Raw genomic sequence first — 23851 nt, forward strand, 5'->3', positions numbered from 1 at the left:
CTGGACGTGACGCCGTAGATTAAAGCGCGCCTTTTCTGCCGTCTTCGGACACCTTCAGAAGCGGCACCGACTTGAGCAGGGTTTCCGGCTGCACCCGCTCCCAGAGACTTCCTTTGCCTTGCTGCCGGCCACGCTCGTCTTCGCGTCGAAGCCATTGCTCGACGGTCCGGATACGGTTCGGATGGATTTCGTCGAGTAGCGCGTAGTCGCGGCGGATGACGCCGTGCTTCCAGATGTTCCAGAATCCGGTGAAGTTGTCGCGGAAACTCATCGTGCTCTTGTCATTCGGGTCCGCGTTGTATCCGGCGGGCGAGCTCGCCGCCATCTTGAGCGGGCCGTTCCAGTAAGTATCCAGATCCGTGTCGATGTAGCGCGCCGGATGCCCCGTTACCCGCTCGAACGCCTCGGCCAGCTTCCCGTACTCGACGTGCTCGATGGCGACCTGGAGGTCCATGCCGTTCGCGCGCTCCGGGTGATCGAACAGCCAGCGCGCGTAGTAGCCGCAATCCTCCAGTGCGACATGCGGCACCGCGCCGTTGCCGAGCGGCACGCGCCAGGTGACGACTCCGTCCTCGACGAAGGGCATCATCGGCGTCTTCGCCGAAATGGCCATCTCCATGTATGGCCCGGTGGTGAACACGGCCGCGCCCATGCGGTCCCGGTTCGTCTGGTTCTGGAACAGGATCCATTCGCCTACGCGGCCTTTGCCGTCGTAGTGGCCAGCACGAAAGCGCGAATCGTAGCCGGCCTGTTTGAGCGCGTAGTCGAGGTTGCCATACACGAAGAACTCGATGCCTTCTTCCAGCGCGATTTCGTAGCAACGCATCGCCCAGTAGATCTCCGTTTTCTCGCCGGTGTTGAACCCGTCCAGATTGACGTATGCACCGTCGCAGCCGCGAAAGCCTGCCCGCAGAACGGCTTCGTCGGCAAACGTGCCTTTCAGGATCGACACGTTGCCGAGTGCGAGCAGCGCCTTGGCGCGCCGGGAATCGGGATCCCGGCTCAACGCGCGAACGGAATACTTGCCGTCCGCGACGAGCGCGCTGATGACAGGCAGGCCCTGCGCGCCTGTACCACCGATGACGAAGATTCTGGAAGGGGCGTGAGGAGGCATGATGGTTTCCTTGAGTTCGATGCTACGGACGCTCACTGACGACATCGGTCAACAAGTGGGACACTCACTCTTATAATAAGAGTGAGTGTCCCACAAGACAAGAATTTTTCGGCACTTGAACTGGGAAGGCGGCGGGCTCTTGGGCGGAAGCGTCCTGTCGACGTTTGCGCGACTCTTATAATGAGACTCACTCTCGGCGACGATCGCCGGGGCTAATCAGGGAAACGGCCATGCGCTCGAAGGGTTTTGACGGAATGGTGTGCCCGATTGCCGGCGTCATGGCGGCGATCGGCGACCGGTGGGGCTTGCTGATACTGCGCGACCTTGTCTGCGGGCTCAGCCGGTACGACGAGTTTCGCCAGTCGTCCGGCATCACCAACGCGACGCTCAGCGACCGGCTCAAGCATCTGGAGGCCAACGGCCTCGTTGAGCGTCGGCGCTATCAGGTGAATCCGGAGCGATTTGAGTATCTCCTGACTCACAAGGGCTGGCAGATCGCCCCGGTGATGCCGGTACTTGCCCAGATTGGGGACAGTCTGGACGTTTCCGGCGCATCGGCGCCTCCGATGAAGTTCGTGAATCGAAAGACAGGCGCCGAGGTGCGGTGGAGCTTTATCGATCAGGAGACGGGGGAGCAGACCAGCGCGGCGGATCTTGAGGTCCAGGAAGGTCCCGGTGCAGACGAGCTGGTCCGCTGGCGCCTGTCGTACGGTAACCGGCGTCGCCGAAAAGCAGATCCGCCAGGCGGACGAGCGCCTGCTTGATGGTCGCCCGGGTTTCTCCGTAGAACTTCATCAGGTCCTTCCCGGACACCTCGTCAGGCAGCATGCTGCGCCGGCGATCGTGGGCGATCCTGGCGAGCAGCGCATCCCCGGCCCTCGCCGAGTGTTTCGCTTGATCAGCTCGACATCTCGTGATGCCCGCCGACGTCGCCCGGCGTGCAGGCGCTGATCGAAACAGGCGGCGCCCTGTCGATTGATAACCTCGGTGCATCAATTCTTCCAAAAATCGCACTTATCGTTTGATCGACGCCGGGAGAACATTCCGGAAAACGACAATCGTCCCGCCCCGCATATTTCCGGATTTTCAGGAGACACCTCGATGCACCCCTCGTCCAGCCTTCCGGCCGAACGTTCGAAGGCCGCCGCGATCTTTCGCGTCACGGCCGGCAATTTTCTCGAGCAGTTCGACTTCTTCCTGTTCGGCTTCTACGCCACGCAGATCGCCAACGTCTTCTTCCCTGCGCAAAGCGAGTTCGCTTCGTTGATGATGACCTTCGCCGTGTTCGGCGCCGGCTTCCTGATGCGGCCGCTGGGCGCAATCGTGCTGGGCGCGTACATCGACGAGGTAGGCCGCCGCAAGGGCCTGATCGTCACGCTGTCCATCATGGCGAGCGGCACCATCCTGATTGCGTTCGTGCCGGGCTACGCGTCGATCGGGCTGCTGGCTCCCGTGCTCGTACTGATCGGGCGGCTGCTGCAGGGCTTCTCCGCAGGCGCCGAGCTGGGCGGTGTATCGGTCTATCTCGCCGAGCTGGCAACGCCCGGCCGCAAGGGCTTCTTCACCAGCTGGCAATCGGCCAGCCAGCAGGTTGCGATTGTCATCGCGGCGGGCCTCGGCTTTGCGCTCAATCAGTGGCTGAGCGCATCGCAGATCGCCACCTGGGGATGGCGCGTGCCGTTCTTCGTCGGCTGCATGATCGTGCCGTTCATCTTCATGCTGCGCCGCAACCTGGAGGAAACCCAGGAATTCAAGGCGCGCAAGCATCGCCCGGGCATGAAGGAAGTGTTCGGCACGCTGGTTCAGAACTGGGGCGTCGTGGTCGCCGGCATGATGCTGGTCGCGATGACCACCACGAGCTTCTATCTGATCACCGTCTACGCGCCGACCTTCGGCAAGACGGTGCTGCATCTGAGCACCGCCGACAGCCTGCTCGTGACGCTCTGCGTCGGCGTGTCGAACTTCGTGTGGCTGCCGATCGGCGGCGCGCTGTCCGATCGGTTCGGCCGTCGGCCGCTGCTGGTCGGCATGACGATGCTCACCGTCCTGACCGCCTATCCGGCGCTGTCGTTCCTCGCTCACGCGCCGTCGTTCGCCAACATGCTGCTCGTCCTGCTCTGGCTCTCGTTCATGTACGGGATCTATAACGGTGCGATGGTCGTCGCGCTCACCGAAGTGATGCCGGTGCAGGTGCGTGTCGCGGGCTTCTCGCTCGCCTACAGCCTCGCGACGGCCGTGTTCGGCGGCTTCACGCCGGCCATCTCGACCGGGCTCATTCACATGACGGGCGACAAGGCCGCACCCGGCTACTGGATGAGCTTCGCCGCGGTGTGCGCGCTGCTTGCGACGTTCGCGCTCTACCGTCACCGCACGGCGACGCTCACGCCGGCGCATTGATGTTCAGCCCATCCGAAACCTCACCCACCCACACGAATTCGCATGACCACGACCATGAGAAATCAGCTCCTGAAATTTTGCGCGACCGCGCTCGTCGCCACCGCGGCGTTTGCGGCCAACGTGCAGGCGGCCGAGCTCCACGTGATGAGCTCGGGTGGCTTCACGGCCGCCTATAAACTGCTCGGCCCGCGGTTCGCGTCCACGACCGGCAATACGCTCGACACCGCGCTCGGCCCGTCGATGGGCAAGTCGCCCGAAGCGATTCCGAACCGGCTCGCGCGCGGCGAGCCCGCCGACGCCGTCATCATGGTCGGTTACGCGCTGGACGAACTGATCAAGCAAGGCAAGGTCATCCCGGGATCCCGCGTCGAGCTGGCCGATTCGCGCATCGGCATGGTCGTGCGCGACGGCGCGGCAAAGCCCGACATCAGCACCACCGAAGGTCTCAAGCAGGTGCTGCTGCACGCGAAGTCGATCGCCTACTCGGACAGCGCGAGCGGCGTGTATATCGAACGCGAGTTGTTCAAGAAGCTCGGCATCGAGGAGCAGGTGAAGTCCAAGGCGAAGATGATCCCGCGGATTCCGGTGGCGTCTGTCGTCGCGAACGGCGACTACGAAATCGGCTTCCAGCAGGTCAGCGAGCTGCTGCCCGTCCACGGTGCGACCTTCGTCGGCAAGATTCCCGAATCGCTGCAGTCCGTCACGCGCTTCGCTGCCGGCATCCCCGTCGGCGCGCAGCATCCGAAGGAAGCGAAGGCGCTGCTCGATTATCTGGCGTCGCCCGACGTGCAGGCCGACGTGCAATCGACCGGGCTGGATTCCGCTTCTGCTCATTGAGCCTGATCGACGGGAAGGCTGGTGTCAGAACGCCTTCCCGTCACCGCCGCCGTTTCCCGCGACACCGTTTTCATCGGCCCCTTCCGGCGAGGCCGGCCCGCGCGCCGCGAGCCTCTGCGCAAGACGCGTACGATCGCACGCACCTTCCCACAGCGAAACGAAGATTACCGCGCACGCATTGCTGATCACGCTTGTCAGGGCACGCGCCTCCGACATGAAGCGATCGATGCCGACCAGCAGTGCGACGCCGGCGACGGGCAGGTCGGGCATGACGGCGAGTGTGGCGACCAGCGCGACCAGCCCGCTACCGGACACACCGGCCGCCCCCTTCGATGTGAGCAGCATGATGGCGAGCATCACCGCGATCTGCGACGCGGAGAGCGGCACGTCGCACGCCTGGGCGATGAACAATGCCGCGAGCGTCAGATAGATCGCGGTACCGTCCAGATTGAAGGAATAGCCCGCCGGCAGCACGAGCCCCACGATGCCCTTGTCGCAGCCGAGTGCCTCCAGCTTGACGATCAGACGCGGCAGAACCGGCTCCGTGGACGATGTCGCGAGGACGATGAGCAATTCTTCGCGCATGTAGCGCAGGAGCCGCCACAGCGCGAAACCGTGCAGTCGCGCGAGCGGTGCTAGCACCAGCGTGACGAACAGCACGCAGGCCACGTAGAAGGACGCCATCAACTTCGCGAGCGAGCCGACCGAACCGATGCCGAAACGGCCCACCGTGAACGCCATCGCGCCGAATGCGCCGAGCGGCGCGAGCCGCATGATCATCGCGAGCACGCGAAAGACGACCTGGGCGACACCGTCGATCAGCGCAAGAACGGGCCGGCCGGCCCGCGGGTGCGCATTCAGCGAGAAGCCGAACAACAGCGACAGCAGCAGCACCGGCAACACTTCGCCTTTGGCGAACGCGCCGAGCAGCGTGTCCGGAATCACGCTCAGCCCGAACGCCACAAGCCCTCGCGGCTCCGCATGCTTCGCATACGGAGCGAGGATGCCTGCATCCAGGTGGTGGACATCGACGTGCATGCCGGCGCCGGGCTGCAGCACATATGCGGTGACGAGTCCGAGCGCGAGCGCAGCGGCGGTCAACAGATAGAAGAGCGCCAGTGCCCGCACGATCGTGCGGCCGATCGCCTTCCCGTTCGCCAGCGACGTGATGCCCGAGACGATCGTGCAAAAGACGATCGGGGCGATGGTCATCTTGACCAGGCCGACGAACGCATCGCTGAGGGGCTTGAGCATCGTGCCCGCCGCGGGCCATGCGTGACCGATGCCCATGCCGAGCATCATCGCGAGCAGAACCTGCACGTAAAGCGATCCAAGCGGCCTGGCCAACCTCACTGTCCGGTCTTCCTTCGTGTTTCTCTGTCGTCGTTATGCCGATGCGCCACTGCTTGCGGTCCCGCCACGCTTCGCCTCGATGACCATCCGATGAAATGCCTCGGCGGCCGGTGTGAGCGGTCGTCGGCGCCGCTTCACGATTCCCACGCGCCGTTTGACGACCGGTTCGACGAGCGGCACGCTCGTGAGAATCGGGTGGTCATGCCCAGGCATCGCCATCGACGGGACCGCGGCGACGCCGAGCCCCGCTTCGATCAATCCGAGCAGGGTCGTCACGTGGCGTGTCTCGCAGACGCTCGGCGCGCGCGGCGCGACGGCGGTCAGCGCCTGGTCGAGCAGCAGACGGTTGCCGGAAGTCTTGTCGACCGACACATAATCGTGCTCGTAAAGCTCGTTCCAGGTCACGCGCCTCTTGCGCGCGAGCGGGTGGTCGCGGCGACAGGCGGCAACGAAGCGTTCCTGGAGCAGCACCTTGAACTCGATCTCAGCCTCCTGGCTGCCGATGAAGCTCACGCCGAAATCGGCCTCGCCGCTGATGACGGACCCGAGCACCTCGTTGGCGCTCGCATCGAGCAGCTTCACCCGGATGCGCGGAAAGCGCTGATGATAGCGCGCGACGATGGCGGGAAGAAAGTAGTAGGCGACCGACGGCACGCATGCGATCGTCACATGGCCCAGGCGGCTCGATGAAACGTCGCGAATGCCGAGCAGGGCGGCATCGAGATCGTCGAGCAGTTGTTCGGCACTCTGCGCGAACACGCGCCCGACCGTGGTGAGCGAGACGCTGCGCGTGGTGCGCTCGAACAGTCGCACGCCGAGCGCTTCCTCGAGCTTGTCGATACGACGGCTCAAGGCCGGCTGGGAAATGTTGACTGCGTCGGCGGCCTTTCGGAAGCTGCCCGTTTCCACGACGGCGCGAAATGCCTGCAAGTCGGTTAAATCGAAGTTGATCCCCACAGGCAAATCTCCGCCACTCAGATGCGGTGCATTGTGCATGATTCCGCCGGCGCCAGGCGCGTTGCGTTGCCTGAAACCGATGTCTTCGGGTTTGCCCGCCGTGGTTGCCCGAACCGCGCACGATAGTCTCGCGGCGATGCGCCGACGCCTGTTGCAAACGCACGCTGCAACGCGTCCACGCTTCCGGATCCCGATCGTTCGGCTATCCGTTCGAGCGGCCGGTCGGCCCGCTGCAGCCATGCCTTCGCACACCCGACCCGCGCAGCCGGCATGTAACGGGCCGGTGAGAGCCCGGTCTCTTTGAGGCGTGTGATCCTTGCGCGGCGGCAGATCGTCCGATCGTGGAAACCGAGGAGATTTCGAGGAGATTACCTGGCGACCAAGGTCGCGTGGATGACTTTGGGCAGCCACGCATACGCAATCGTTACCAGCGTCACACCGACGACGAGCATCGGCACAACCATCGGCCACGCGCCAGCTTGATAACGCGGATCGGCGAATCCCGCTGCCGTTTGTCCTACGCTGAACGCGAAAAACATCATGATGAAGCCGGACCAGGATACGGCGCGGCCTGCAAGTTGAGGCAGGCCGCTGACCGCCCCTGCCTGCCCGCACGGCTGATGGATTCCGTGGCCGAGGCAATACACGCCATGCCCGACGAGCAGCGGCCAGATGCTGCCGGGAAGCAGCGCGCACCCCAATGCCTGGATCACCGCGCCGCAGAGGCTCAGCGTTGCGCCTTGCCGCACCGTTCGCAACATGCTCTGACGGCGCAGCAGCACGCGGCAGCCGAACGTGCTCAGGACATAGACGAGCGTACCGCTTGCCGGTATCCAGCCATAACGCTGGGGCGAGATGCCGAACTGCCCGATGTAGATGGCCGGAGACAGCAGCAGAAAGCAGAACATGCCGGTGTACGTCGACGCGGCCAGCAGTGTCCATACCCTGAACGGGGCATTGCCGAATATCTCGCGCACCTCCCGGGTCGAGTTCCGGCTTGGCGCGCTTCGCGCGAAGCTTTCCTCGAAGCCGTACCAGCACATGACGAGCAACCCGAACGCATACACGCTCATCCCCGCGAGCACCCATCGCCATCCGGCTTGCTGTGCGACATACGCACCGAGGATCGGGGCGAGGAACGCCATCATTCCCATCCCCATGAAACCGCGCGCCATCACGTACGGGCCGTCGCCCGCCGAATACCGGTCGCGCACTGTCGCACGGGCGCATACCAGTATCGCGGCCATGGCCAGCCCCTGCATCGCGCGAGCGGCCACCAGCATTGCCGCGGTCGAGGCCAGCGCAGCGGCCAGTGCGGACAGTGCATAGAGTGCAAGGCCGGCCAGCAGGACGGGGCGGCGGCCGAACCGGTCGGAAAGGCTGCCCATCGGCAATTGCCCGACACCGAATATCAGCGCGAAAACCGTGAGGCTGACACTGGCGGAGCCCAGCGTGGCGGCGATTTCGGGCAGCGCCGGCAGGTAACTGTCGGTCGCCACCGGCTGGGCCGCCAGCAGAAGCGGCAACATGAGCGCGAAGTTCAGGCGAGCGGGTCGCGTGGAGTCCGGCATGGCGGTTTTCGACACGGTATCGGGCATCGTGCTTCGAGTAAGGGCTGCGGTTACGCCAGGTTGCTCGCCCGGCGAGGGCGGCCGCGGCGAGCTGAAGTGGCTGGGCGGCAGGGGCGCCGAACCCGACGCCCCGCCGAACGCCGGCTAGCTGCCGACGGATCCGGGCACGGGTTCGCGCGCGATGCGATCGTGCGACAGCGCCTCGGCGCGCAGCAGGTCGTATTCTGCCTTGCCGACCGGTTGCGCGTTCGCTCGGCCCAGGTCGTTCAAATGGACACGACTGGTCTCGCGTGCGCTCCAGGCCGCGAGCGACGCGATCACGGTGATGCCGAACGCGATCGCACCGACGATCAGCCAGACGTGATGGGCGCCGGGCGGCGCGACCGCGGTGAACAGCGCGGGCAGCATCGCCGTGGCCGCGGTACCGAGGTTCTGCGCGATGGCCATCGCCGAGACGCGCGTGCGGGTCGGGAAGAGTTCCGGGTAAAAGGCGGGAAATACCGCGTTGTAGCCCTGGTACACCACGCCCCACATCAGCATCGACATCACGAATGCGAGCGGCACGTTCCGGATGCTGATCGCATACAGGTACGCGAACGCGAGCAGCCCGGCGGCCAGCGAGCCGATGATGATCGGCGGCCGGCGGCCGACGCGGTCGGACAGGTTGCCGACGAACGGAATCACGATCATCGCAACGATGTTGCCGACCACCGTGATCCAGAGATAGACATCCTTCTGGAATCCGATTCCATATGCAGGCTGAACCGCATAGGCCGCGCCGAAGATCGTGGCGACGACCGGAATCACGTTCATCATCGACATGCAGGCCACGCGCAGCATGTCGGGAAAGTGGTGCCTGAAAGCGTCGGCCACCGGCGAGCCGGCTTGCGACCGGTTGCGTACCGCTTCGTCGAAGGCCGGCGACTCGTCGACCTCGCGGCGAATGATCAGTCCCGCCACGATGACCAGCGCACTCAGCAGGAACGGAATGCGCCAGCCCCAGCTATCGAATTGCGCGGACGGCATGTAGTAGGCGAGCGGCAGGAACACGGCGGCGGCCAGCACTTGCCCGGCCTGCACGCCCTGCAGCGTGAAGCTGACGAAGTAGCCGCGCCGGCCGAACGGCGCGTGTTCCAGGATCATCGAGCTCGCGCCGGTGATCTCGCCGGCCACGGCGAAACCCTGCAGCAGGCGCAGCGTGACCAGCAGGGCGGGCGCGATCAGCCCGGCTTGCTGATAGGTCGGCAGGAGGCCGACGCCGACGGTCGAGATGCCCATCAGGAACATGCAGAACAGCAGGACGGTTTTCCGTCCGCGCGTGTCGCCGAGGTGGCCCAGCACGAACGCGCCGATCGGGCGGGACACGTAGCCGACGCCGTAAGTGGCCAGCGACGCGATGATGGCCGTCGTGGGGCTCCCGTGCGGAAAGAATATCTGCGGGAAGATCAGCGCCGATGCCGTGGCGTAGATGAAGAAATCGTAGTATTCGAGCACCGATCCGATCCAGCCGCTGATCGCGGCTTTTCTCGATTGGTGCCTGCCCCTGGGCTCGTCTCGCAAGGTCGTGGTCATCGTCGTCTCCGGATATTGATATGTGTGCCGGGCAAGGCGGTGATGCGGGGAGTCGTCACTGCCCGATGTGTCGACCCCGTCGTGCGACCTGACCGCGGCCCGTCGATACGGCGCGCGGCGAGCACGCGCGGTGCGCAACGCCACGCCCTGGCGACGGCCGCGCATGCGCGTCGGTCCCGCATCGGCAGCCGATGCGGGAATCGGCTTATTCGTCGCCGAGCGCCGAAACCGCGGCCCTCAGCGCGAGCAGATAACTTTGGACACCGAAACCGCAAATCTGCCCGCTGACGATCTCGGCCAGGACGGAGTGATGCCGGAACGGCTCGCGTGCATGAATGTTGGACATGTGCAGTTCGACGATCGGGCACGTGAGGATCGCCAGGGCATCGCGAATGCCGTAGCTGTAATGCGTCCATGCGCCCGCGTTGATCAGCACCGCGTCCTGGTGTTCCTCGAAAGCGCGATGAATGCGCTCGCACATCGCGCCTTCGTGGTTCGTCTGGAACGATTCCACCTGCACACCCAGTTCCGTCGCCAGCCCTTGCAGCCGCGCATCGATCTGCGCGAGCGTGATCGTCCCGTACTGCGCCGGATCGCGCTTGCCGAACATGTTGTGATTGATGCCGTGCAGCATCAGGATCTTCTTCATGCGAATCTCCGTTGCGTGTTCAATCAAAGGGCACGGCCAGACGATCGATCACCGCGCTGGTCTGGGGGCGTACGCCGCGCCACCACGCGAACGCTTCGGCCGCCTGCTCGACCAGCATGCCGACGCCATCCGCGATTCCGTGTACGCCTGCGTTTTTCGCGAGCCGGAGAAACGGCGTCAGACGCTTGCCGTATGCCAGTTCGTAGGCCGTGCCGGCCGGACTGAACACGCTCGGCGGAACCGGCGGCAGGTCGCCGGTCAGGCTCGCCGACGTGGCATTGACGACCAGGTCGAAACGCCCCATGCGCGCGAGGTCCGCGTAACCGCTGGCAACGAGCGGGCCGCGTCCGGCAACCTGCGCGGCCAGTGCGCGCGCCTTGTCGATGTCGCGGTTCGCGATGACGAGTTCCGCCGGGCCGGCTTCGAGGAACGGCAGCAGCGCGCCGCGTGCCGCGCCGCCGGCACCGAGCACCAGGACACGCTTGCCGGCCATCGGCAGATTGAGGTTCGCTTCGATATCGCGCACCAGCCCGATGCCGTCGAAGTTGTCCGCCAGGATGCGGCCGCCTTCGAACTTGAGCGCGTTGGCCGCGCCCGCGAGCTGCGCGCGCTCGCTGCGTTCGTCCGACATCGCGAACGCGTCGAGCTTGAACGGCGCGGTGACGTTGATGCCCTTGCCGCCGCCGTCGAAAAACGTGCGAACCGCGTCAGCGAAGGCGCCTGCCGGTTCGATCGGCCCCTCGATCGCCGTATAGCCGAGGTCCTGCCGCGTCTCCTGCGCGAAGAGGCCGTGAATCAACGGGGATTTCGTGTGTCCGATCGGATTGCCGATCACCGCGTATTGGTCGGTCATCATTGGCTCGCTTTTGAGTAGAGGACGCCGTCGGCCTGCATCGCGTCGATTTCGGCCGAATCGAACCCGAGGGAGCGCGCGATCTCCGCGTTGTGCTGCCCGAGATCGGGCGCGACGTCGCGAATCGTCGTATCGCAATCGGAAAACCGGAACGGCAGGTTGGGCAGGCGCAGCGTCCCGTAGCGCGGATGCTGTTGCTCGACGACCATGCCTCTGGCCTGGATCTGCGGATCGTTCAACACCTCGTCGATGCGCTGCACCTTCGCGCACGGAACGTCGATGCCGTCCAGCAGATCCAGCACCGACGCGACGGAACGCGCGGCCACCCACGGCTCGACCACCGACAGAATCTCCGCGCGGTGCGCATTGCGGCCGGTGCTGTCGTGAAACCGCGTATCGGCGCCGAAGCCCGCCGGGCCGCCGTGCGTCGCGATCAGCTCGGCGAAGCGCTTCCACGCGTCGTCGACTTGTGCGGCGATCACGAGATCGCCGTCCGCGGCGCGGAACACGCCGTAGAGCGTCGAGGTCGGCATGTCGTGCCCGGTCTGCTCGGGCAGCACGCCCTGCAGCGTGTAGCACTGCACCGCGTATTCGTGCATCGATACCAGCGTGTCGTACAGCGCCATGTCGACGTGTTGCCCGCGGCCGCTCTTCACGCGCCCGAGCAGCGCGGCGTTGATGGCCGCGACCGCATGGATGCCGGTGTACATGTCGCCGAGCGAGATGCGCAGCAGCGGCGGCCGCTCGCCCGGCGTGCCGACCATCTGCATGATCCCGCTCTTGGCTTCCGCGATCAGCCCGAAGCCCGCGCGATGCGCGTCGGGGCCGGTATGCCCGTAGGCCGAAATCGAGCAGTAGACGAGGCCCGGATTGCGCGCGGACAGTTCGGCATAACCGAGCCCGAGCTTGTCCAGCGCGCCCGGCCGATAGTTCTCGATGAACACGTCGGCGGAGTCGCACAGCCGCTGCATGAACGCCTTGCCGCGCGCGTCCTTCATGTTGACGCTCACGCCGCGCTTGCCCATGTTGAGCTGCAGGAAGTAGCCGCTTTGCTGGTCGTCGAGCACGGTCGCGTGCTGCCGTCCGGCGTCGCCTGACCCGGGCCGTTCGACCTTGATGACTTCGGCGCCGAGCGCCGCGAGACAGCGCCCGACATACGGCCCGGCAAGGAAGTGGCTGTAGTCGACGACGCGAATGCCTTCGAGTGGGCGAGCCTGCATTACAGTGCCTCCGGGCGGCGCGGCACCATCAGGCGATGCTCGCCGCGTTGAACGACCTGACCGTCCTGATTGATCAGCTCCGACGGCAGCACGACGATGCCCCAGTCCGGGCGGCTCTTGCTGGCCCGCATCGAGCCGACGCGGAACTTCACGTGCAGCACGTCGCCGACCTTGATCGGCAGCAGGAAATCCCAGGTCCAGCCGAGCGACATGCCCGGCAGAAAGCGATAGTCGCTCTGCGTTTTCAGGCCGTCGGCGATGGACAGGCCGAACAGCCCGTGCGCGACGAGGCACCCGAAATGGCTCGCGTTCGCGTATTCCTCGTCGACGTGGACGGGCGTATGGTCGCCGGTGAGGTCGGCGTACGCGAGAATGCGCTCCTTGGTCACGATGTAGTTCGGGCTCGTGCACGTGTCACCCTCGCGGGCGTCGTCCCAGTATTTTTCGACGATCGTCATGGTCACGCCTCCGCGCGCGGGTTGATTGCCAGCGCTTGTGCGACGCAGGAAGCCGGCCGGGCCTGGATCAGTTCGACGGCGAGCCCGTCGGGCAGGCGAAGCCAGTTGCGCCCCTGCGGCATTTCCGTCACGCCGAATCGTTGGGCTGCGGCCAGCGCGGCCTCCAGGTCTTCGCACATCACGCCGAGATGGGCGAGGCGGCCTTCCGGGCCTGCGTATTCCGGCGCGTGAATGAACTGCAGGCCGCCGAGCGTCCAGTACTGCCGCGGCGCGTCGAGCGTGCCGTCGATTTCGCGCAGCGTCATGCCGAGCACGTCCTCGAAGAAACGGATGTGCCAGCGGATGTCCTTCACCCAGATCGCAACGTGTTCGAGATAGGCTTTCGTGGCGCTCATGCGGCGGCCTCCTCGCGTTGGCGGTCGGCCATCGCACGTTCCAGCCCCTTGATGCAGGCGACGAGCGTTGCATTCACCGGGGTCGGCACGCCGTAGCGCTGGCCCCAGCGCACGACCGAACCGTTGATGAAGTCGATCTCGGTGATCGAGCCCTTCTCCAGGCTTTGCAGCATCGACGTCTTGAAGGTCGCGGGCAGCCCCTCGGCGGCCAGAGTCCATGCCTGTTCGGGATCGGTCATCGACAGCTTCACGCCCGCAGCCTGCGCCGCCGCGATCGCCTCGGCCACGGCCGCGAGCGACGTCGCCTTCAGCAGCGGCTCGTCGTAAAGCTGCCCGTAGGTGAGGCCGGTCAGGCCCGTCAGCGCACCCGTCGCGACGTTCACCAGCAGCTTGTCCCACATCGTGCCGACGATGTTGTCGCTGATCGTCGTGGCGAGGCCGGCGGCATTGAACGCCGCGGCGATCGCCTCGACACGCGGTGTGATGCGGCCGTCGAGTTCGCCGATGTAGGTGTATTTGCCGATCACGCCGGATTCGATATGGCCCGCGCCGCGCAGCACGCCGCCGACGTAGGTCTTGCCCGCGAGGACGCGCTCGCGGCCGACGACGTCGATCAGGATGTCCTCGTGTCCGAGGCCGTTCTGCAGCGACAGCACGGCGGTATCCGGCCCCACCAGCGATTGGGCGCCGCGGATGGCCGCATCGGTGTGGAACGACTTGACCAGCACCACCACCAGGTCGGCCACGCCGACATCGGCAGCCCGGGTCGTCGCGTGGACGCGCACGTGGCGGGTGCCGCCGGCATCGTCGACGCGCAGGCCGTCGCGGCTCATCGCATCGACGTGCGCGGGCGAGCGGTCGATCAGCCAGGTCTCATGGCCGCCTTGGGTGAGGGAGGCGCCGATCGCGCAGCCCAGTGCGCCGGCGCCCAGAATTGCTATTTTCAATGGATTCTCCTGTGTCGACCGGAGTTGGCGCTTTGGCGCCTTACCCCGGTCCCATGCAAAGCTGACGTATGGCCTCACGATAGGCGTTGCCGCTCATGTCGCCAATGCAATGGATACAATGGCGTCATTGCCATCGACAATAACGCCGCGATGCCCGCCGACCTGCCCGACCTGAAGCTGCTTCAGCTTTTCGATCTCCTGTACGACGTGCGCAGCGTCACGCGCGTAGCCGAGCAACTGGGTCAGAGCCAGCCGACGGTCAGCATCTGGCTCGGGCACTTGCGGGAACACCTGCACGATCCGCTTTTCATCCGGACGCCCGGCGGCATGGCGCCGACACCGCAAGCCGACGCGCTGATCGGGCCATGCCGGGAAATTCTCGAATCCCTGCGGCGCTTCACCGCGTGGGAGATCGCGTTCGATCCGGCGACGGCCCAGCGACGGTTTCGCATCTGCATGACCGACGCGAGCCACATCACGCTGCTTCCGCGGCTGCTGGCCCATGTCCGGGCGCAGGCGCCCGGCGTCCGGCTGGAAGCCGCACGGATCGACGGCAATACGGAGCGCGCGCTCGAATCCGGCGAAGCCGATCTCGCGATCGGCTATGTGCCGTGGCTCGGCGGCGGCATTTATCAGCAGAAGCTGTACGACCAGGACTGGGTATGCCTGGCCAACCGGCATCACCCGAGGATTCGCGGTCGCCTCGGGGCGAAGCAGTATCGTTCCGAAGGACATGTCGCCATTACGGCGGGAACGGGCGCGCAACTCCTCGAGCAGGCGCTGCGGCAGGCGCGCATCGAGCGCGACGTCGTGCTGGAGCTGCCGGGTTTTCTGGGGCTGGGGGCGATCGTCCAGACGACCGACCTGATTACGACGCTACCCCGTCATATCGGCCAGACACTGGCTCAGGCGAGCGATCTGGCGGTTCATGCGTGCCCGATCCCGGTCGACGGGTTTGCGGTACGGCAGCATTGGCATGCGCGATATCACCATGAGGCGGGCAATCGATGGCTGCGTGGTGTCGTGATTCAACTGTTCGGTGCATCGGATTGACCTGCGGGTTTGGCGTTCGCGACGGATGCCGGACTGGCCGGCGTCGGGTTGGATGAGAAACGTCCAGAAAGCCGTATTTTTCGACGTTTTACGTCGATGTTCGATTCGGTTGAGATTTTTTCAGTCGCATCGAGGCGATATGATTTCTCCAGCCCCAACACCGTCGGCCGATCCATGAAGCGCGCCAGCATCGCTGCGACGCGGCCCCGCAAGCACGAGAGAGTTGTATGCCGGACACGCCAATCGTCATCGTTGAACACGCCCGCAGGCGAACCGCCCAAGTCCGGTCCGGCGACGTCCCCGCCGCCTTGCAGGAGGGTCCCAAGTGGGTGTGCCGTATCGTTCCGGATCACGCACAGCGGTCCTGCGAAGGGCGCCGATCCGCTGCAAGCGCGGCTGAAATGCTCGGCCGACTGAAGCCTGCGAACGTCGTGTTGACGGACTCCGTGCCGAGCGCCGGCGGCTGGCTGGCGCGCGCTTCGACCGACGAGGCGGGCCGGTGTCGCGCCTATGCGCATCTCGGTGCGGACCAGGTCCTCGAGATGGTCGGCATGCCGGGCGTCGGCCCGTGGCTCGACGAGCACGACACCTGGTGGCCCGGCGCGTACGAGCTGCCGTTGCTCGAACAGTTGTCCGCGAACGAGTCGCCCCTGCGCAACCTGCTTGGCGCGACTGCGCCCGCCCATCTGTTGATGAGCCTGACCGAAGTCGACGGCACCGCACTCGTGACCGAATCGGACGATGGCATCGAGCGCCCGTTCCGTATTCCTGCAGGAGTGGACACGATCCATTTCGAACCCGTATGCATCCGCGGGCCAGTCGCGCAGTGGCGCGAAACGCTGGTTACCGCGTTCGACCGTGTCCGGCATCTGGTCGGGCTCAGGTCGGCCCGCCCTTTTTATCTTTGACGCAAGTACCCGTTCTCCGGCAGGCCACGCCATGACCGACGCACTCGACTCCTTCGACCGCAAGATCCTGAATATCGTCCAGCGCGATTGCACCGCGACGGCGGACGCCATTGCCGAACGGATCGGCCTGTCCACCTCGGCCGTGCAGAAGCGCCTGAAGCGCATGCGCACCGAAAAGATCATTTCGCCGGAAATCGCGGTGGTCGATCGCGCGGCGGTCGGCAGGCCGATGACGTTCATTGCGGCAATCGAGATCGAACGCGAAAACTACGAGACGGTCGCCAGGTTCCGCGAGTGGTCGAAGGCGCATGACGAAATCCAGCAGATCTACTACGTGACCGGCTCCGTCGACCTGATCGCGATCATCACCGCGCACGACGTCGAGGCGTACGACCGGCTGTCTGCGCGGATCATGCAGAGCAACCCGATGATCCGCCGGATCAACACGAATGTCGTGCTGAGTGCGGTCAAGGTCGGGCTGTTCGTGCCGGTCGACAAGGACGGCGACGACGAACCGCCGGCCACCTGACGTACCTGTTTCGTGCGGGAACGGGCGATCCGTCCGTCCCGCATGACAAACCGCAATGGATGACGACCTGAATCGGGCGAAACGACTAATTTGAAAATCGATTCGCATAACTAACCTGTGTCGTGTGGTCAATGAACAGGAGATGATCGAGATGGAACTCAAACTGGCACTGGTCGGTTTCGGCGGAGTCAATCAGGGACTGGTCGAACTGCTCAAAAAGAAGCGCGGGATGCTGGGGGCGGCGGGACTCGACGTATCGGTAACGATGGTCGCCGACCTGCGGCTCGGGATCGCGACGAATCCTCGCGGTATCGCGCTGGATGTCCTCGACGAAACCGCGCGGCGGGGCGTCGATGCGGAAGCGCTGCGCCGCGATCCCGGCACGCTGGTGTCGCCGGACGTCGGCCTCGGTGCGGTGCTGAAGGCCATCGCGTCGGATCACGTGGATGTCGTCATCGAGGCGACCTTCACGGATCCGAACACCGGCGAGCCTGCGCTGTCGCATTGCCGGACCGCGCTCGAATGCGGCAAGCACGTGATCACGACCAACAAGGGGCCGATCGCGCTCGCGCAGCCGGCACTGGCGCGGATCGCCGCGCAATCGGGTGCCTGCGTGATGTACGAGGGCACGGTGATGAGCGGCACGCCGGTGCTGCGGCAGCTCGCGACCTCGCTGCGCGGCTGCGACATCAACGGTTTCGCCGGCATCCTGAACGGCACGTCGAATTACGTGCTCGGTGAGGTCGAGGCCGGCGCGAGCTTCGATGCGGCGATCCGGGATGCGCAGCAGCGCGGCTATGCGGAGGCGAATCCGGCGGCCGACGTCAACGGTTCGGACGTACAGCTGAAAGTCGTGATTCTGGCGAACGCGCTGTGGAATGCCGGCCTCAAGCGGGGCGACGTGACGTGCCGCGGCATCGTGGAATTGACCGAGCACGACGTGCGCGCGGCGGCGGCGGAGCGCATGTCGTGGCGGTTGATCGGTTCTGCCGTCCGTCATCCGGACGGCACCGTGACCGCGAGCGTCGAACCGCGCAAGCTCCCGGCCGGCCATCCGCTGCTTGCCGCGAGCGGCGTGACGAACGCGATCACGTTCGACACCGACGTGCTCGGCGGCGTGACGATCAGCGGGCCGGGGGCCGGCCGTGAGGAAACGGCGTTCGCGATTCTCTCCGACCTGATCGAACTCGCGGACAGAATCGGCGCAGCCTCGCACGAGGTGGCGGCATGAGCGCGCGCGATGCGGTGATGGCCGACTGCACGGGAGCCGGCGTGGCCGATGTTCGGTCGCCCTATGACGGCTCGATCGTCGGCCAGGTTCGACTGTCGCGAGCCGATGCGGCACCGGCCCTTGTCGAGCGCGCGCTCGACGGCGCGCGCTCGGCCGCAACCCTGCCACGCAGCCGGCGGGCCGACATCCTGTTTCGCGCGGCCGCGAGCGTGGAAGCACAAGCGGAGACATTTGCACGCACGATCGCGCTCGAAGCGGGCAAGCCGCTGCGGCAGGCCCGCAAGGAAGTCGCGCGCTGCGTGAACACGCTGCGCCTGTCGGGCGAGGAAGCGAAACGACTGGCCGGCGAGACGATCCCGTTCGACGGGTATCCCGGCTCCGAGGATCGCAGCGGCTACTACACGCTGGAGCCGCTGGGCGTGATTCTCGCGATCACGCCCTTCAACGACCCGCTGAACCTCGTTGCCCACAAGCTCGGGCCGGCGCTCGCGACCGGCAATGCGGTCATCCTGAAGCCCTCGTTGCTCGCGCCGCTGTCGGCGCAGGCGCTCGTCGAGGTTCTGTGGGAAGCCGGGGCGTCGCGCGACGCGCTGCAGATCGTGCATGGCGGCGCGGATATCGCGTCGGCTCTGGTGCGCGACCGGCGGATCAGGATGGTGACCTTTACCGGCGGCCCGCAGACCGGCGAAGCCATCACGCGCGATGCGGGGCTCAAGAAGGTTGCGATGGATCTCGGTGGAAATGCGCCGGTGATCGTCATGGCCGACTGCGACCTGAAGGATGCCGCCGAATCCTGCGTGTCGGGTGCGTTCTGGGCAGCGGGACAGAACTGCATCGGCACGCAGCGAATCTTCGTCGCCGAGGCGGCATACGAGCCGTTCGTCCGGTATTTCGTCGAGCTGACCGGCAGGATGGTTGTCGGCGATCCACTGGACGATGCGACCGACATGGGGCCGATGATCGGCGAGGAACAGGCGATCCGCGTCGAACGCTGGGTCGACGAAGCGGTGTCGCGCGGTGCGACGGTGCTGACCGGCCATCGGCGGCGCGGGGCGCTGTACGAACCGACGGTGTTGGCGGATGTGCCGCACGACGCGCGCGTATGGACCGACGAGGTGTTCGCGCCGGTCGTGACGATCGAGAAATTCACCGACCTGCAGCAAGCGCTCGACGCGGCCAACGCGTCGGAGAGCGCCCTGCATGCTGGCGTGTTCACCAGCCGGCTGGAGGTGGCGCTCGGCGCGGCCGAGCGACTCCAGGCGGGCGGCGTGATGATCAACGATTCGTCCGATTACCGCTTCGACGGCATGCCGTTCGGCGGATTCAAGCATGGGTCGCTGGGCCGCGAAGGCGTTCGGTTCGCGATGACGGAAATGACGCAGCCGAAGGTGGTGTGCTTCAGGCGCAACCGGCGGCTGTCGAGCTGATGCGCAAGCGCCGGCGCCTGGCGGGCCGGCGCGAACCGGAGCGGTGTGGTGAGCAACGTATCGAAGAAGGAGTCGAGGATGCCAGCAGCAATTCCTGCATGCAAACCGGCGGCGGACGCGCTGGTGGTCGAGGATATTCACAAGTCGTTCGGCGGTGTCGAGGTGCTGAAAGGCATCTCGCTGACCGCGAGGAATCACGAGGTCGTATCGATCCTCGGCAGCAGCGGGTCGGGCAAGAGTACGTTCCTCAGATGCATCAACCTGCTGGAAATGCCGGACCGCGGCCGGATCTGCGTGAACGGCGAAACGCTCGCGCTGAAGCCGGCGGGCCGCGACGGCGCGCTCGTCGCGGCCGACGCTCAGCAGGTGATGCGCGTGCGCCGCAAGCTCGCGATGGTGTTCCAGCAGTTCAATCTCTGGGCGCACATGACCGTGCTGCAGAACGTGATGTTCGTGCCGGCGCGCGTGCTCGGCGTGCCGAAGCGCGACGCACGCGACAAGGCGATCGCGATGCTCGAACGGGTCGGGCTCGCCGGCAAGTGCGAACACTATCCGAACCAGCTGTCGGGCGGCCAGCAGCAGCGCGTCGCGATTGCACGTGCACTCGCGACCGACCCCGACGTGATGCTGTTCGACGAGCCGACGTCCGCGCTCGATCCCGAGCTCGTCGGCGAAGTATTGAAGGTAATGCGCTCGCTGGCCGACGAGGGACGCACGATGCTCGTCGTCACGCACGAGATGGGATTTGCGCGCGAAGTCGCGAACCGCGTCGTGTTCGTCCACCAGGGAAGAATCGAGGAAGACGGCAGTCCCGATGAGGTGTTCGCGAGCCAGAAATCGCCGCGTTTCCAGAAGTTTCTGTCCAGCATCATCTGATGCGGATTCGTTGTCAACGGGAGAGGAAACCATGAAGAAGCTGCTTCAGTCGCTGTGCGTGGGCGCGGCATTGCTCGGATCGGTCGCGCATGCCGAGCAGGTCGTGCGGATCGGTACGCTCGCCGATTACGCGCCGTTCGAATACAAGGATGCATCCGGCAAGCTGCAGGGCATGGAGATCGACATCGGCAAGAAGATGTGCGACACGATGAAGGTCAAGTGCCAGTGGGTGACGATGGATTTCGACGCGCTGATTCCGGCGCTCAAGGCGAAACAGATCGATGCGGTGCTCGCGCAGATGTCGAAGACGCCGGAGCGCGAGCAGTCGGTGGACTTCACGCGCATTTTCACGACGGCACCCGTGCAACTCGTCGCGAAGCAGGGCTCGGGCATCACGGACAACGCCGCCACGTTGCGCGGCAAGACGATCGGCGTTCAGACGGCCTCGACGCACGAATCCTATCTGCGCCGCCGCTTGCCGGCGGGCAAGTCGGGGGTCAACGTGAAGGTCTATCAGACGCTCGACGAGGCCTGGCTCGATCTCGAGGCCGGGCGCGTCGATGCGGTGTTCGCCGACAACACGGTCGCGTACGACTGGCTGACGAAGGCCGGCAGGAAGGAAGGCTTCGACTTCGTCGGCAAGCCGATTGCCGATGCGGAGATCTTCGGCGACGGTACGGCGATCGCGGTACGCAAGGGCGACGCGCCGCTGAAGGCGCTGTTCGACAAAGGCATCGCGCAGGTGCAGGCCGATGGCACGTTCGCCGCAGCCAACAAGCGCTATTTCCCGTTCAGCATCGCGCCGCAATAACCGCGCATCGGGGCCGCGCGGTCGCCGGACGGCGGCCCGCGCGAATCGGGCTCACAAGGAGCGATATAACGATGGACATCTTGGTGAACTACGGCGCGCAGATCGCGGCTGGCGCGCTCGTCACGCTGGAGCTCGCGGTCGCCGCGCTGTGCGTCGGCATGCTGCTCGGCATCGCCGGCGCATCGGCAAAGCTGTCGAGCCTGGGGTGGCTCAGACATGCGACCTATGCGCTGACCAATTTCCTGCGCGGCATTCCCGAGTTCCTGATCCTGCTGATCTGCTACTTCGGGCTGTCGCATCTGCTCAACGCGCAATTCGATGGCGCCATCGTCATCAGCCCGTTTTCCGCCGGCGTGATCGCGCTCGCCGTGGTGTTCGGCGCCTACGCGTCGGAGATGTTCCGCGGCGCCTTCATCGCGGTGCCGGCCGGACAGATCGAGGCGGCGCGCGCGTATGGAATGTCACGCCTGCAGACACTGTGGCATGTGCGCCTGCCGCAGGCGTGGCGCATCTGCCTGCCGAGCCTGAACAACATGTGGCAGAACCTGCTGAAGGACACCTCGCTGGTGTCGATCGTCGGGCTCGAGGACATGCTGCGCAAGGCCAACATCGCCGCGCAGTTCACCAAGCAGCCATTCGTCTTCTACGTGACGGTCGGCATCGTCTATTTCGGCTTTCTCGCCGCATCCAACCCCGTGTTCGCGTGGCTCGAGCGCATCGCGGGCCGCGGTTACGCAAAACGCACCTGAGGAGGGCCATGCGATGAACGACTTTCTTTCCCTCATCGTGCAGTCCGGCCCGGATATCGCGCGCGGCATATGGATCACGCTCGAACTGCTGGTGCTGTCGTGCACGCTTGCATTCGCGCTCGCGGTGCCGCTGGCGGTCGCGCGCACGTCGGCACGCCCGTGGCTGTCGACACCGAGCCGCCTGTTCATGTCGGTGTTTCGCGGCACGCCGCTGCTGGTGCAGATTTTCGTGCTGTATTACGGGCTTGCCCAGTTCTCGGTCGTGCGTGCGTCGCCTCTGTGGCTGCTGGTCGGCGGATCGTTCTCGTGTGCGTTGTGCGCGCTGACGCTCAATCTCGCGGCGTACATGGCTGAAGACATCCGGGGCGGGATTGCCGGCGTCCCCGCCGGCGAGAAGGAAGCCGCGCTCGCGTTCGGGATGAGCCGCTTCATGCTCACCTGGTTCGTGATCGTGCCGCGAGCGATCGGCATCGTCGCGCCGACGCTCGGCAACGAGATCGTGCTGCAACTGAAGTCGACCGCGCTGGCCAGCACGATCACCGTGCTCGACCTGACCGGTGTCGCGCGCCGCATCTCCATCGAAACCTATACGACCGACGCGCTGATGCTGGCCGGCATCGTGTACGTCGGTATCACTGCGGTACTTTCGACCGTACTCAAACGTGTCGAAGGTCTGCTGAATCGCCATCTGGGCAGCGCGCGTGCGTGACGGACGCTGCATAACGCGACACAACGAACGATCCGAGGACGACATGGGATACAAGCTTGAAACGCTGGCGCTGGCTGCGGACCGCGACGTGACCGACGAGAAGTCGGTCGCGCCGGCGATTCACTATTCGGCGGTGTTCAAGGCAGCCGGCAGCGAGGAGTTTGCGGAGATGTCGAGCGTGCCGCAGCATCCGCGCAACTACACCCGCTACGGCAATCCGGTTCACGAGCGCGTGAAGGCGGTCATGGCGGAGCTCGAAGGCACCGAGACCGCGCTCGTCACCGCATCCGGAATGGGCGCGATCGCGACCGCGATCCTCAGTGTCGTGAAGGCCGGCGATCACGTCGTCGGCCAGACGCGTCATTACATGAGCACCACGAAAATGCTCGACGACATGCTGCGCCGGTTCGGCGTCGAGGTGACGTTCGTCGACCAGACCGATGTGAGCGCGTTCGATCGTGCGATCCGGCCGAACACGCGGCTGATCGTGCTCGAGTCGCCGGTCAATCCGCTGCTGCTCGTGACCGACATCGCCGCGGTGACGGAAATCGCAAGGGCGCGCGGCATCCTGACGCTCGCGGACAACACGTTCGCGTCGCCGGTCAACCAGCAGCCGCACCGGCTCGGGGTCGACATCGTCGTGCACAGCGCGACCAAGTATCTGGGCGGCCATCACGACCTGACCGGCGGCGTGATCTGTACGAGCCGCGTGCTCGCCGAGCAGATCTGGCATACGCACATCACGCTCGGCTCGGTGCTGTCCCCGATGGACGCGTGGCTGCTGCTGCGCGGGCTGCGCACGCTGCCGATGCGGGTCGAGCGGATCAACGCGAACGCCCAGGCGCTCGCCGAATTCCTCGAGGCGCACGCGAAGATCGAACGCGTGTTTTATCCGGGCCTGCGCAGCCATCCGCAGCACGCACTCGCATGCCGGCAGATGCGCGGCTTCGGCGGTGTGGTGGCGTTCGGCGTGCGAGGAGGCTACGGCGAAGCGCAGCGCTTTGTCGAGGCGCTGCGCTTGCCCCTGAATGCAGGCAATCTCGGCGGCGTCGATTCGCTCGCGATCCATACGGCATCCATGTGGGCGGGCACGATGTCGGCGGAGCAAATGCGCGCTGCCGACATTCCGCTCAATTTCATCCGCTATTCGGTCGGCATCGAGCACATCGACGACCTGAAAAGCGATGTCGCGCAAGCATTGGAGCAGATCTGACACGGACCAGCGCGCACGCTCG

The 23851-nt window shown here is 65.5% G+C and carries 25 protein-coding genes and 1 pseudogene; 13 read left to right on the forward strand and 13 right to left on the reverse strand.

Annotated features, from left to right (window positions below; translation table 11 throughout):
• Positions 1-19: 19 nt before the first annotated feature.
• Complete coding sequence (locus L810_RS06325) at positions 20-1114, reverse strand: NmrA family NAD(P)-binding protein (RefSeq protein ID WP_021157516.1); 1095 nt, start codon at positions 1112-1114, stop codon at positions 20-22.
• A 230-nt stretch (positions 1115-1344) separates the two neighbouring features.
• Between L810_RS06325 and L810_RS06330 the strand changes: the two genes are divergently transcribed.
• From L810_RS06330 to L810_RS06340, 3 genes are all read left to right on the forward strand, one after another.
• Positions 1345-1878 (forward strand): winged helix-turn-helix transcriptional regulator, encoded by a 534-nt coding sequence (locus L810_RS06330; protein ID WP_021157517.1) that lies wholly within the window; start codon positions 1345-1347, stop codon positions 1876-1878.
• Between the two features lie 337 nt (positions 1879-2215).
• Positions 2216-3511, forward strand: coding sequence for an MFS transporter (locus L810_RS06335; protein ID WP_027790157.1), 1296 nt, complete (start codon positions 2216-2218; stop codon positions 3509-3511).
• A 54-nt stretch (positions 3512-3565) separates the two neighbouring features.
• A complete protein-coding gene (locus tag L810_RS06340; RefSeq protein ID WP_042973569.1) occupies positions 3566-4348 on the forward strand; it encodes a substrate-binding domain-containing protein in 783 nt (260 codons plus the stop codon).
• Between the two features lie 24 nt (positions 4349-4372).
• Here L810_RS06340 and dctA read toward each other — a convergent pair whose 3' ends face one another.
• From dctA to L810_RS06390, 11 genes and pseudogenes are all read right to left on the reverse strand, one after another.
• Positions 4373-5701: a C4-dicarboxylate transporter DctA gene (gene dctA / locus L810_RS06345; RefSeq protein WP_021157520.1), complete on the reverse strand. Its 1329-nt coding sequence runs from the start codon at positions 5699-5701 to the stop codon at positions 4373-4375.
• 33 nt (positions 5702-5734) lie between these two features.
• Positions 5735-6658, reverse strand: coding sequence for a LysR family transcriptional regulator (locus L810_RS06350; protein ID WP_021157521.1), 924 nt, complete (start codon positions 6656-6658; stop codon positions 5735-5737).
• A gap of 17 nt (positions 6659-6675) precedes the next feature.
• Positions 6676-6963: pseudogene (locus tag L810_RS44745) on the reverse strand (helix-turn-helix domain-containing protein); the annotation flags it as partial.
• A 63-nt stretch (positions 6964-7026) separates the two neighbouring features.
• Positions 7027-8229, reverse strand: coding sequence for an MFS transporter (locus L810_RS06355; protein ID WP_042973572.1), 1203 nt, complete (start codon positions 8227-8229; stop codon positions 7027-7029).
• Positions 8230-8373: 144 nt separating this feature from the next.
• Positions 8374-9801, reverse strand: coding sequence for an MFS transporter (locus tag L810_RS06360; protein WP_042973526.1), 1428 nt, complete (start codon positions 9799-9801; stop codon positions 8374-8376).
• A gap of 205 nt (positions 9802-10006) precedes the next feature.
• Positions 10007-10450, reverse strand: a complete 444-nt coding sequence (gene aroQ, locus L810_RS06365; protein ID WP_021157525.1) for a type II 3-dehydroquinate dehydratase — start codon at positions 10448-10450, stop codon at positions 10007-10009.
• Between the two features lie 19 nt (positions 10451-10469).
• On the reverse strand, positions 10470-11303 hold the full coding sequence (aroE, locus tag L810_RS06370) for a shikimate dehydrogenase (protein ID WP_042973575.1): 834 nt from the start codon (positions 11301-11303) through the stop codon (positions 10470-10472).
• A complete protein-coding gene (locus tag L810_RS06375) occupies positions 11303-12523 on the reverse strand; it encodes a CaiB/BaiF CoA transferase family protein (protein ID WP_021157527.1) in 1221 nt (406 codons plus the stop codon). The genes aroE and L810_RS06375 overlap by 1 nt, the downstream gene beginning before the upstream one ends.
• A complete protein-coding gene (locus tag L810_RS06380; RefSeq protein ID WP_021157528.1) occupies positions 12523-12981 on the reverse strand; it encodes a MaoC family dehydratase in 459 nt (152 codons plus the stop codon). The genes L810_RS06375 and L810_RS06380 overlap by 1 nt, the downstream gene beginning before the upstream one ends.
• 2 nt (positions 12982-12983) lie before the next feature.
• A complete protein-coding gene (locus L810_RS06385) occupies positions 12984-13376 on the reverse strand; it encodes a VOC family protein (protein WP_021157529.1) in 393 nt (130 codons plus the stop codon).
• On the reverse strand, positions 13373-14323 hold the full coding sequence (locus L810_RS06390) for a ketopantoate reductase family protein (protein ID WP_021157530.1): 951 nt from the start codon (positions 14321-14323) through the stop codon (positions 13373-13375). The genes L810_RS06385 and L810_RS06390 overlap by 4 nt, the downstream gene beginning before the upstream one ends.
• A 132-nt stretch (positions 14324-14455) precedes the next feature.
• On the opposite strand from L810_RS06390, the gene L810_RS06395 reads away from it, so the two are divergent.
• Positions 14456-15376 (forward strand): LysR family transcriptional regulator, encoded by a 921-nt coding sequence (locus tag L810_RS06395; protein ID WP_042973576.1) that lies wholly within the window; start codon positions 14456-14458, stop codon positions 15374-15376.
• On the opposite strand, the gene L810_RS46910 is transcribed toward L810_RS06395, so the two are convergent.
• A complete protein-coding gene (locus L810_RS46910; protein WP_021157532.1) occupies positions 15352-15567 on the reverse strand; it encodes a hypothetical protein in 216 nt (71 codons plus the stop codon). The two genes, L810_RS06395 and L810_RS46910, sit on opposite strands and share 25 nt — an antisense overlap.
• Before the next feature lie 36 nt (positions 15568-15603).
• Here L810_RS46910 and L810_RS06400 point away from each other — a divergent pair, with 36 nt between their 5' ends.
• The 9 genes from L810_RS06400 to L810_RS06440 all read left to right on the forward strand — a co-directional run bounded on the left by L810_RS06400 (position 15604) and on the right by L810_RS06440 (position 23829).
• Positions 15604-16284 (forward strand): hypothetical protein, encoded by a 681-nt coding sequence (locus tag L810_RS06400; RefSeq protein ID WP_042973529.1) that lies wholly within the window; start codon positions 15604-15606, stop codon positions 16282-16284.
• A gap of 31 nt (positions 16285-16315) precedes the next feature.
• The gene (locus L810_RS06405) at positions 16316-16813 is read left to right on the forward strand and encodes an Lrp/AsnC family transcriptional regulator (protein ID WP_021157534.1); all 498 of its coding nucleotides are present in this window, start codon (positions 16316-16318) and stop codon (positions 16811-16813) included.
• Positions 16814-16964: 151 nt separating this feature from the next.
• Entirely contained in the window at positions 16965-18044 is a 1080-nt protein-coding gene (locus L810_RS06410; protein WP_042973579.1) for a homoserine dehydrogenase, read from the forward strand.
• Positions 18041-19471 (forward strand): aldehyde dehydrogenase family protein, encoded by a 1431-nt coding sequence (locus L810_RS06415; RefSeq protein WP_021157536.1) that lies wholly within the window; start codon positions 18041-18043, stop codon positions 19469-19471. Before L810_RS06410 ends, L810_RS06415 begins: the two co-directional genes overlap by 4 nt.
• A 78-nt stretch (positions 19472-19549) precedes the next feature.
• Entirely contained in the window at positions 19550-20347 is a 798-nt protein-coding gene (locus tag L810_RS06420; RefSeq protein WP_021157537.1) for an ABC transporter ATP-binding protein, read from the forward strand.
• A gap of 31 nt (positions 20348-20378) precedes the next feature.
• Positions 20379-21158 (forward strand): transporter substrate-binding domain-containing protein, encoded by a 780-nt coding sequence (locus tag L810_RS06425; protein ID WP_021157538.1) that lies wholly within the window; start codon positions 20379-20381, stop codon positions 21156-21158.
• A 71-nt stretch (positions 21159-21229) separates the two neighbouring features.
• Positions 21230-21907 carry an ABC transporter permease gene (locus L810_RS06430; RefSeq protein WP_021157539.1) on the forward strand — a complete coding sequence of 226 codons (678 nt, stop codon included), beginning with the start codon at positions 21230-21232 and terminating at the stop codon, positions 21905-21907.
• Positions 21908-21920: 13 nt separating this feature from the next.
• Positions 21921-22616: an ABC transporter permease gene (locus L810_RS06435; RefSeq protein WP_021157540.1), complete on the forward strand. Its 696-nt coding sequence runs from the start codon at positions 21921-21923 to the stop codon at positions 22614-22616.
• A 43-nt stretch (positions 22617-22659) separates the two neighbouring features.
• Positions 22660-23829, forward strand: coding sequence for a trans-sulfuration enzyme family protein (locus tag L810_RS06440; RefSeq protein WP_021157541.1), 1170 nt, complete (start codon positions 22660-22662; stop codon positions 23827-23829).
• Positions 23830-23851: the final 22 nt, after the last annotated feature.

Origin of the sequence: Burkholderia sp. AU4i (genome assembly GCF_000466765.1) — a bacterium.
Lineage (GTDB): Bacteria > Pseudomonadota > Gammaproteobacteria > Burkholderiales > Burkholderiaceae > Burkholderia > Burkholderia cepacia.

Bases quoted from the DNA above. Each gene is read 5' to 3' on its own strand.
- L810_RS06325 (WP_021157516.1), bottom strand. From the start codon at position 1,114: ATGCCTCCTCACGCCCCTTCCAGAATCTTCGTCATCGGTGGTACAGGC.
- L810_RS06330 (WP_021157517.1), top strand. From the start codon at position 1,345: ATGCGCTCGAAGGGTTTTGACGGAATGGTGTGCCCGATTGCCGGCGTC.
- L810_RS06335 (WP_027790157.1), top strand. From the start codon at position 2,216: ATGCACCCCTCGTCCAGCCTTCCGGCCGAACGTTCGAAGGCCGCCGCG.
- L810_RS06340 (WP_042973569.1), top strand. From the start codon at position 3,566: ATGAGAAATCAGCTCCTGAAATTTTGCGCGACCGCGCTCGTCGCCACC.
- L810_RS06355 (WP_042973572.1), bottom strand. From the start codon at position 8,229: ATGCCGGACTCCACGCGACCCGCTCGCCTGAACTTCGCGCTCATGTTG.
- L810_RS06360 (WP_042973526.1), bottom strand. From the start codon at position 9,801: ATGACCACGACCTTGCGAGACGAGCCCAGGGGCAGGCACCAATCGAGA.
- aroQ (WP_021157525.1), bottom strand. From the start codon at position 10,450: ATGAAGAAGATCCTGATGCTGCACGGCATCAATCACAACATGTTCGGC.
- aroE (WP_042973575.1), bottom strand. From the start codon at position 11,303: ATGACCGACCAATACGCGGTGATCGGCAATCCGATCGGACACACGAAA.
- L810_RS06375 (WP_021157527.1), bottom strand. From the start codon at position 12,523: ATGCAGGCTCGCCCACTCGAAGGCATTCGCGTCGTCGACTACAGCCAC.
- L810_RS06380 (WP_021157528.1), bottom strand. From the start codon at position 12,981: ATGACGATCGTCGAAAAATACTGGGACGACGCCCGCGAGGGTGACACG.
- L810_RS06385 (WP_021157529.1), bottom strand. From the start codon at position 13,376: ATGAGCGCCACGAAAGCCTATCTCGAACACGTTGCGATCTGGGTGAAG.
- L810_RS46910 (WP_021157532.1), bottom strand. From the start codon at position 15,567: ATGCTGGCGCGCTTCATGGATCGGCCGACGGTGTTGGGGCTGGAGAAA.
- L810_RS06400 (WP_042973529.1), top strand. From the start codon at position 15,604: ATGCCGGACACGCCAATCGTCATCGTTGAACACGCCCGCAGGCGAACC.
- L810_RS06405 (WP_021157534.1), top strand. From the start codon at position 16,316: ATGACCGACGCACTCGACTCCTTCGACCGCAAGATCCTGAATATCGTC.
- L810_RS06410 (WP_042973579.1), top strand. From the start codon at position 16,965: ATGGAACTCAAACTGGCACTGGTCGGTTTCGGCGGAGTCAATCAGGGA.
- L810_RS06415 (WP_021157536.1), top strand. From the start codon at position 18,041: ATGAGCGCGCGCGATGCGGTGATGGCCGACTGCACGGGAGCCGGCGTG.
- L810_RS06420 (WP_021157537.1), top strand. From the start codon at position 19,550: ATGCCAGCAGCAATTCCTGCATGCAAACCGGCGGCGGACGCGCTGGTG.
- L810_RS06425 (WP_021157538.1), top strand. From the start codon at position 20,379: ATGAAGAAGCTGCTTCAGTCGCTGTGCGTGGGCGCGGCATTGCTCGGA.
- L810_RS06430 (WP_021157539.1), top strand. From the start codon at position 21,230: ATGGACATCTTGGTGAACTACGGCGCGCAGATCGCGGCTGGCGCGCTC.
- L810_RS06435 (WP_021157540.1), top strand. From the start codon at position 21,921: ATGAACGACTTTCTTTCCCTCATCGTGCAGTCCGGCCCGGATATCGCG.
- L810_RS06440 (WP_021157541.1), top strand. From the start codon at position 22,660: ATGGGATACAAGCTTGAAACGCTGGCGCTGGCTGCGGACCGCGACGTG.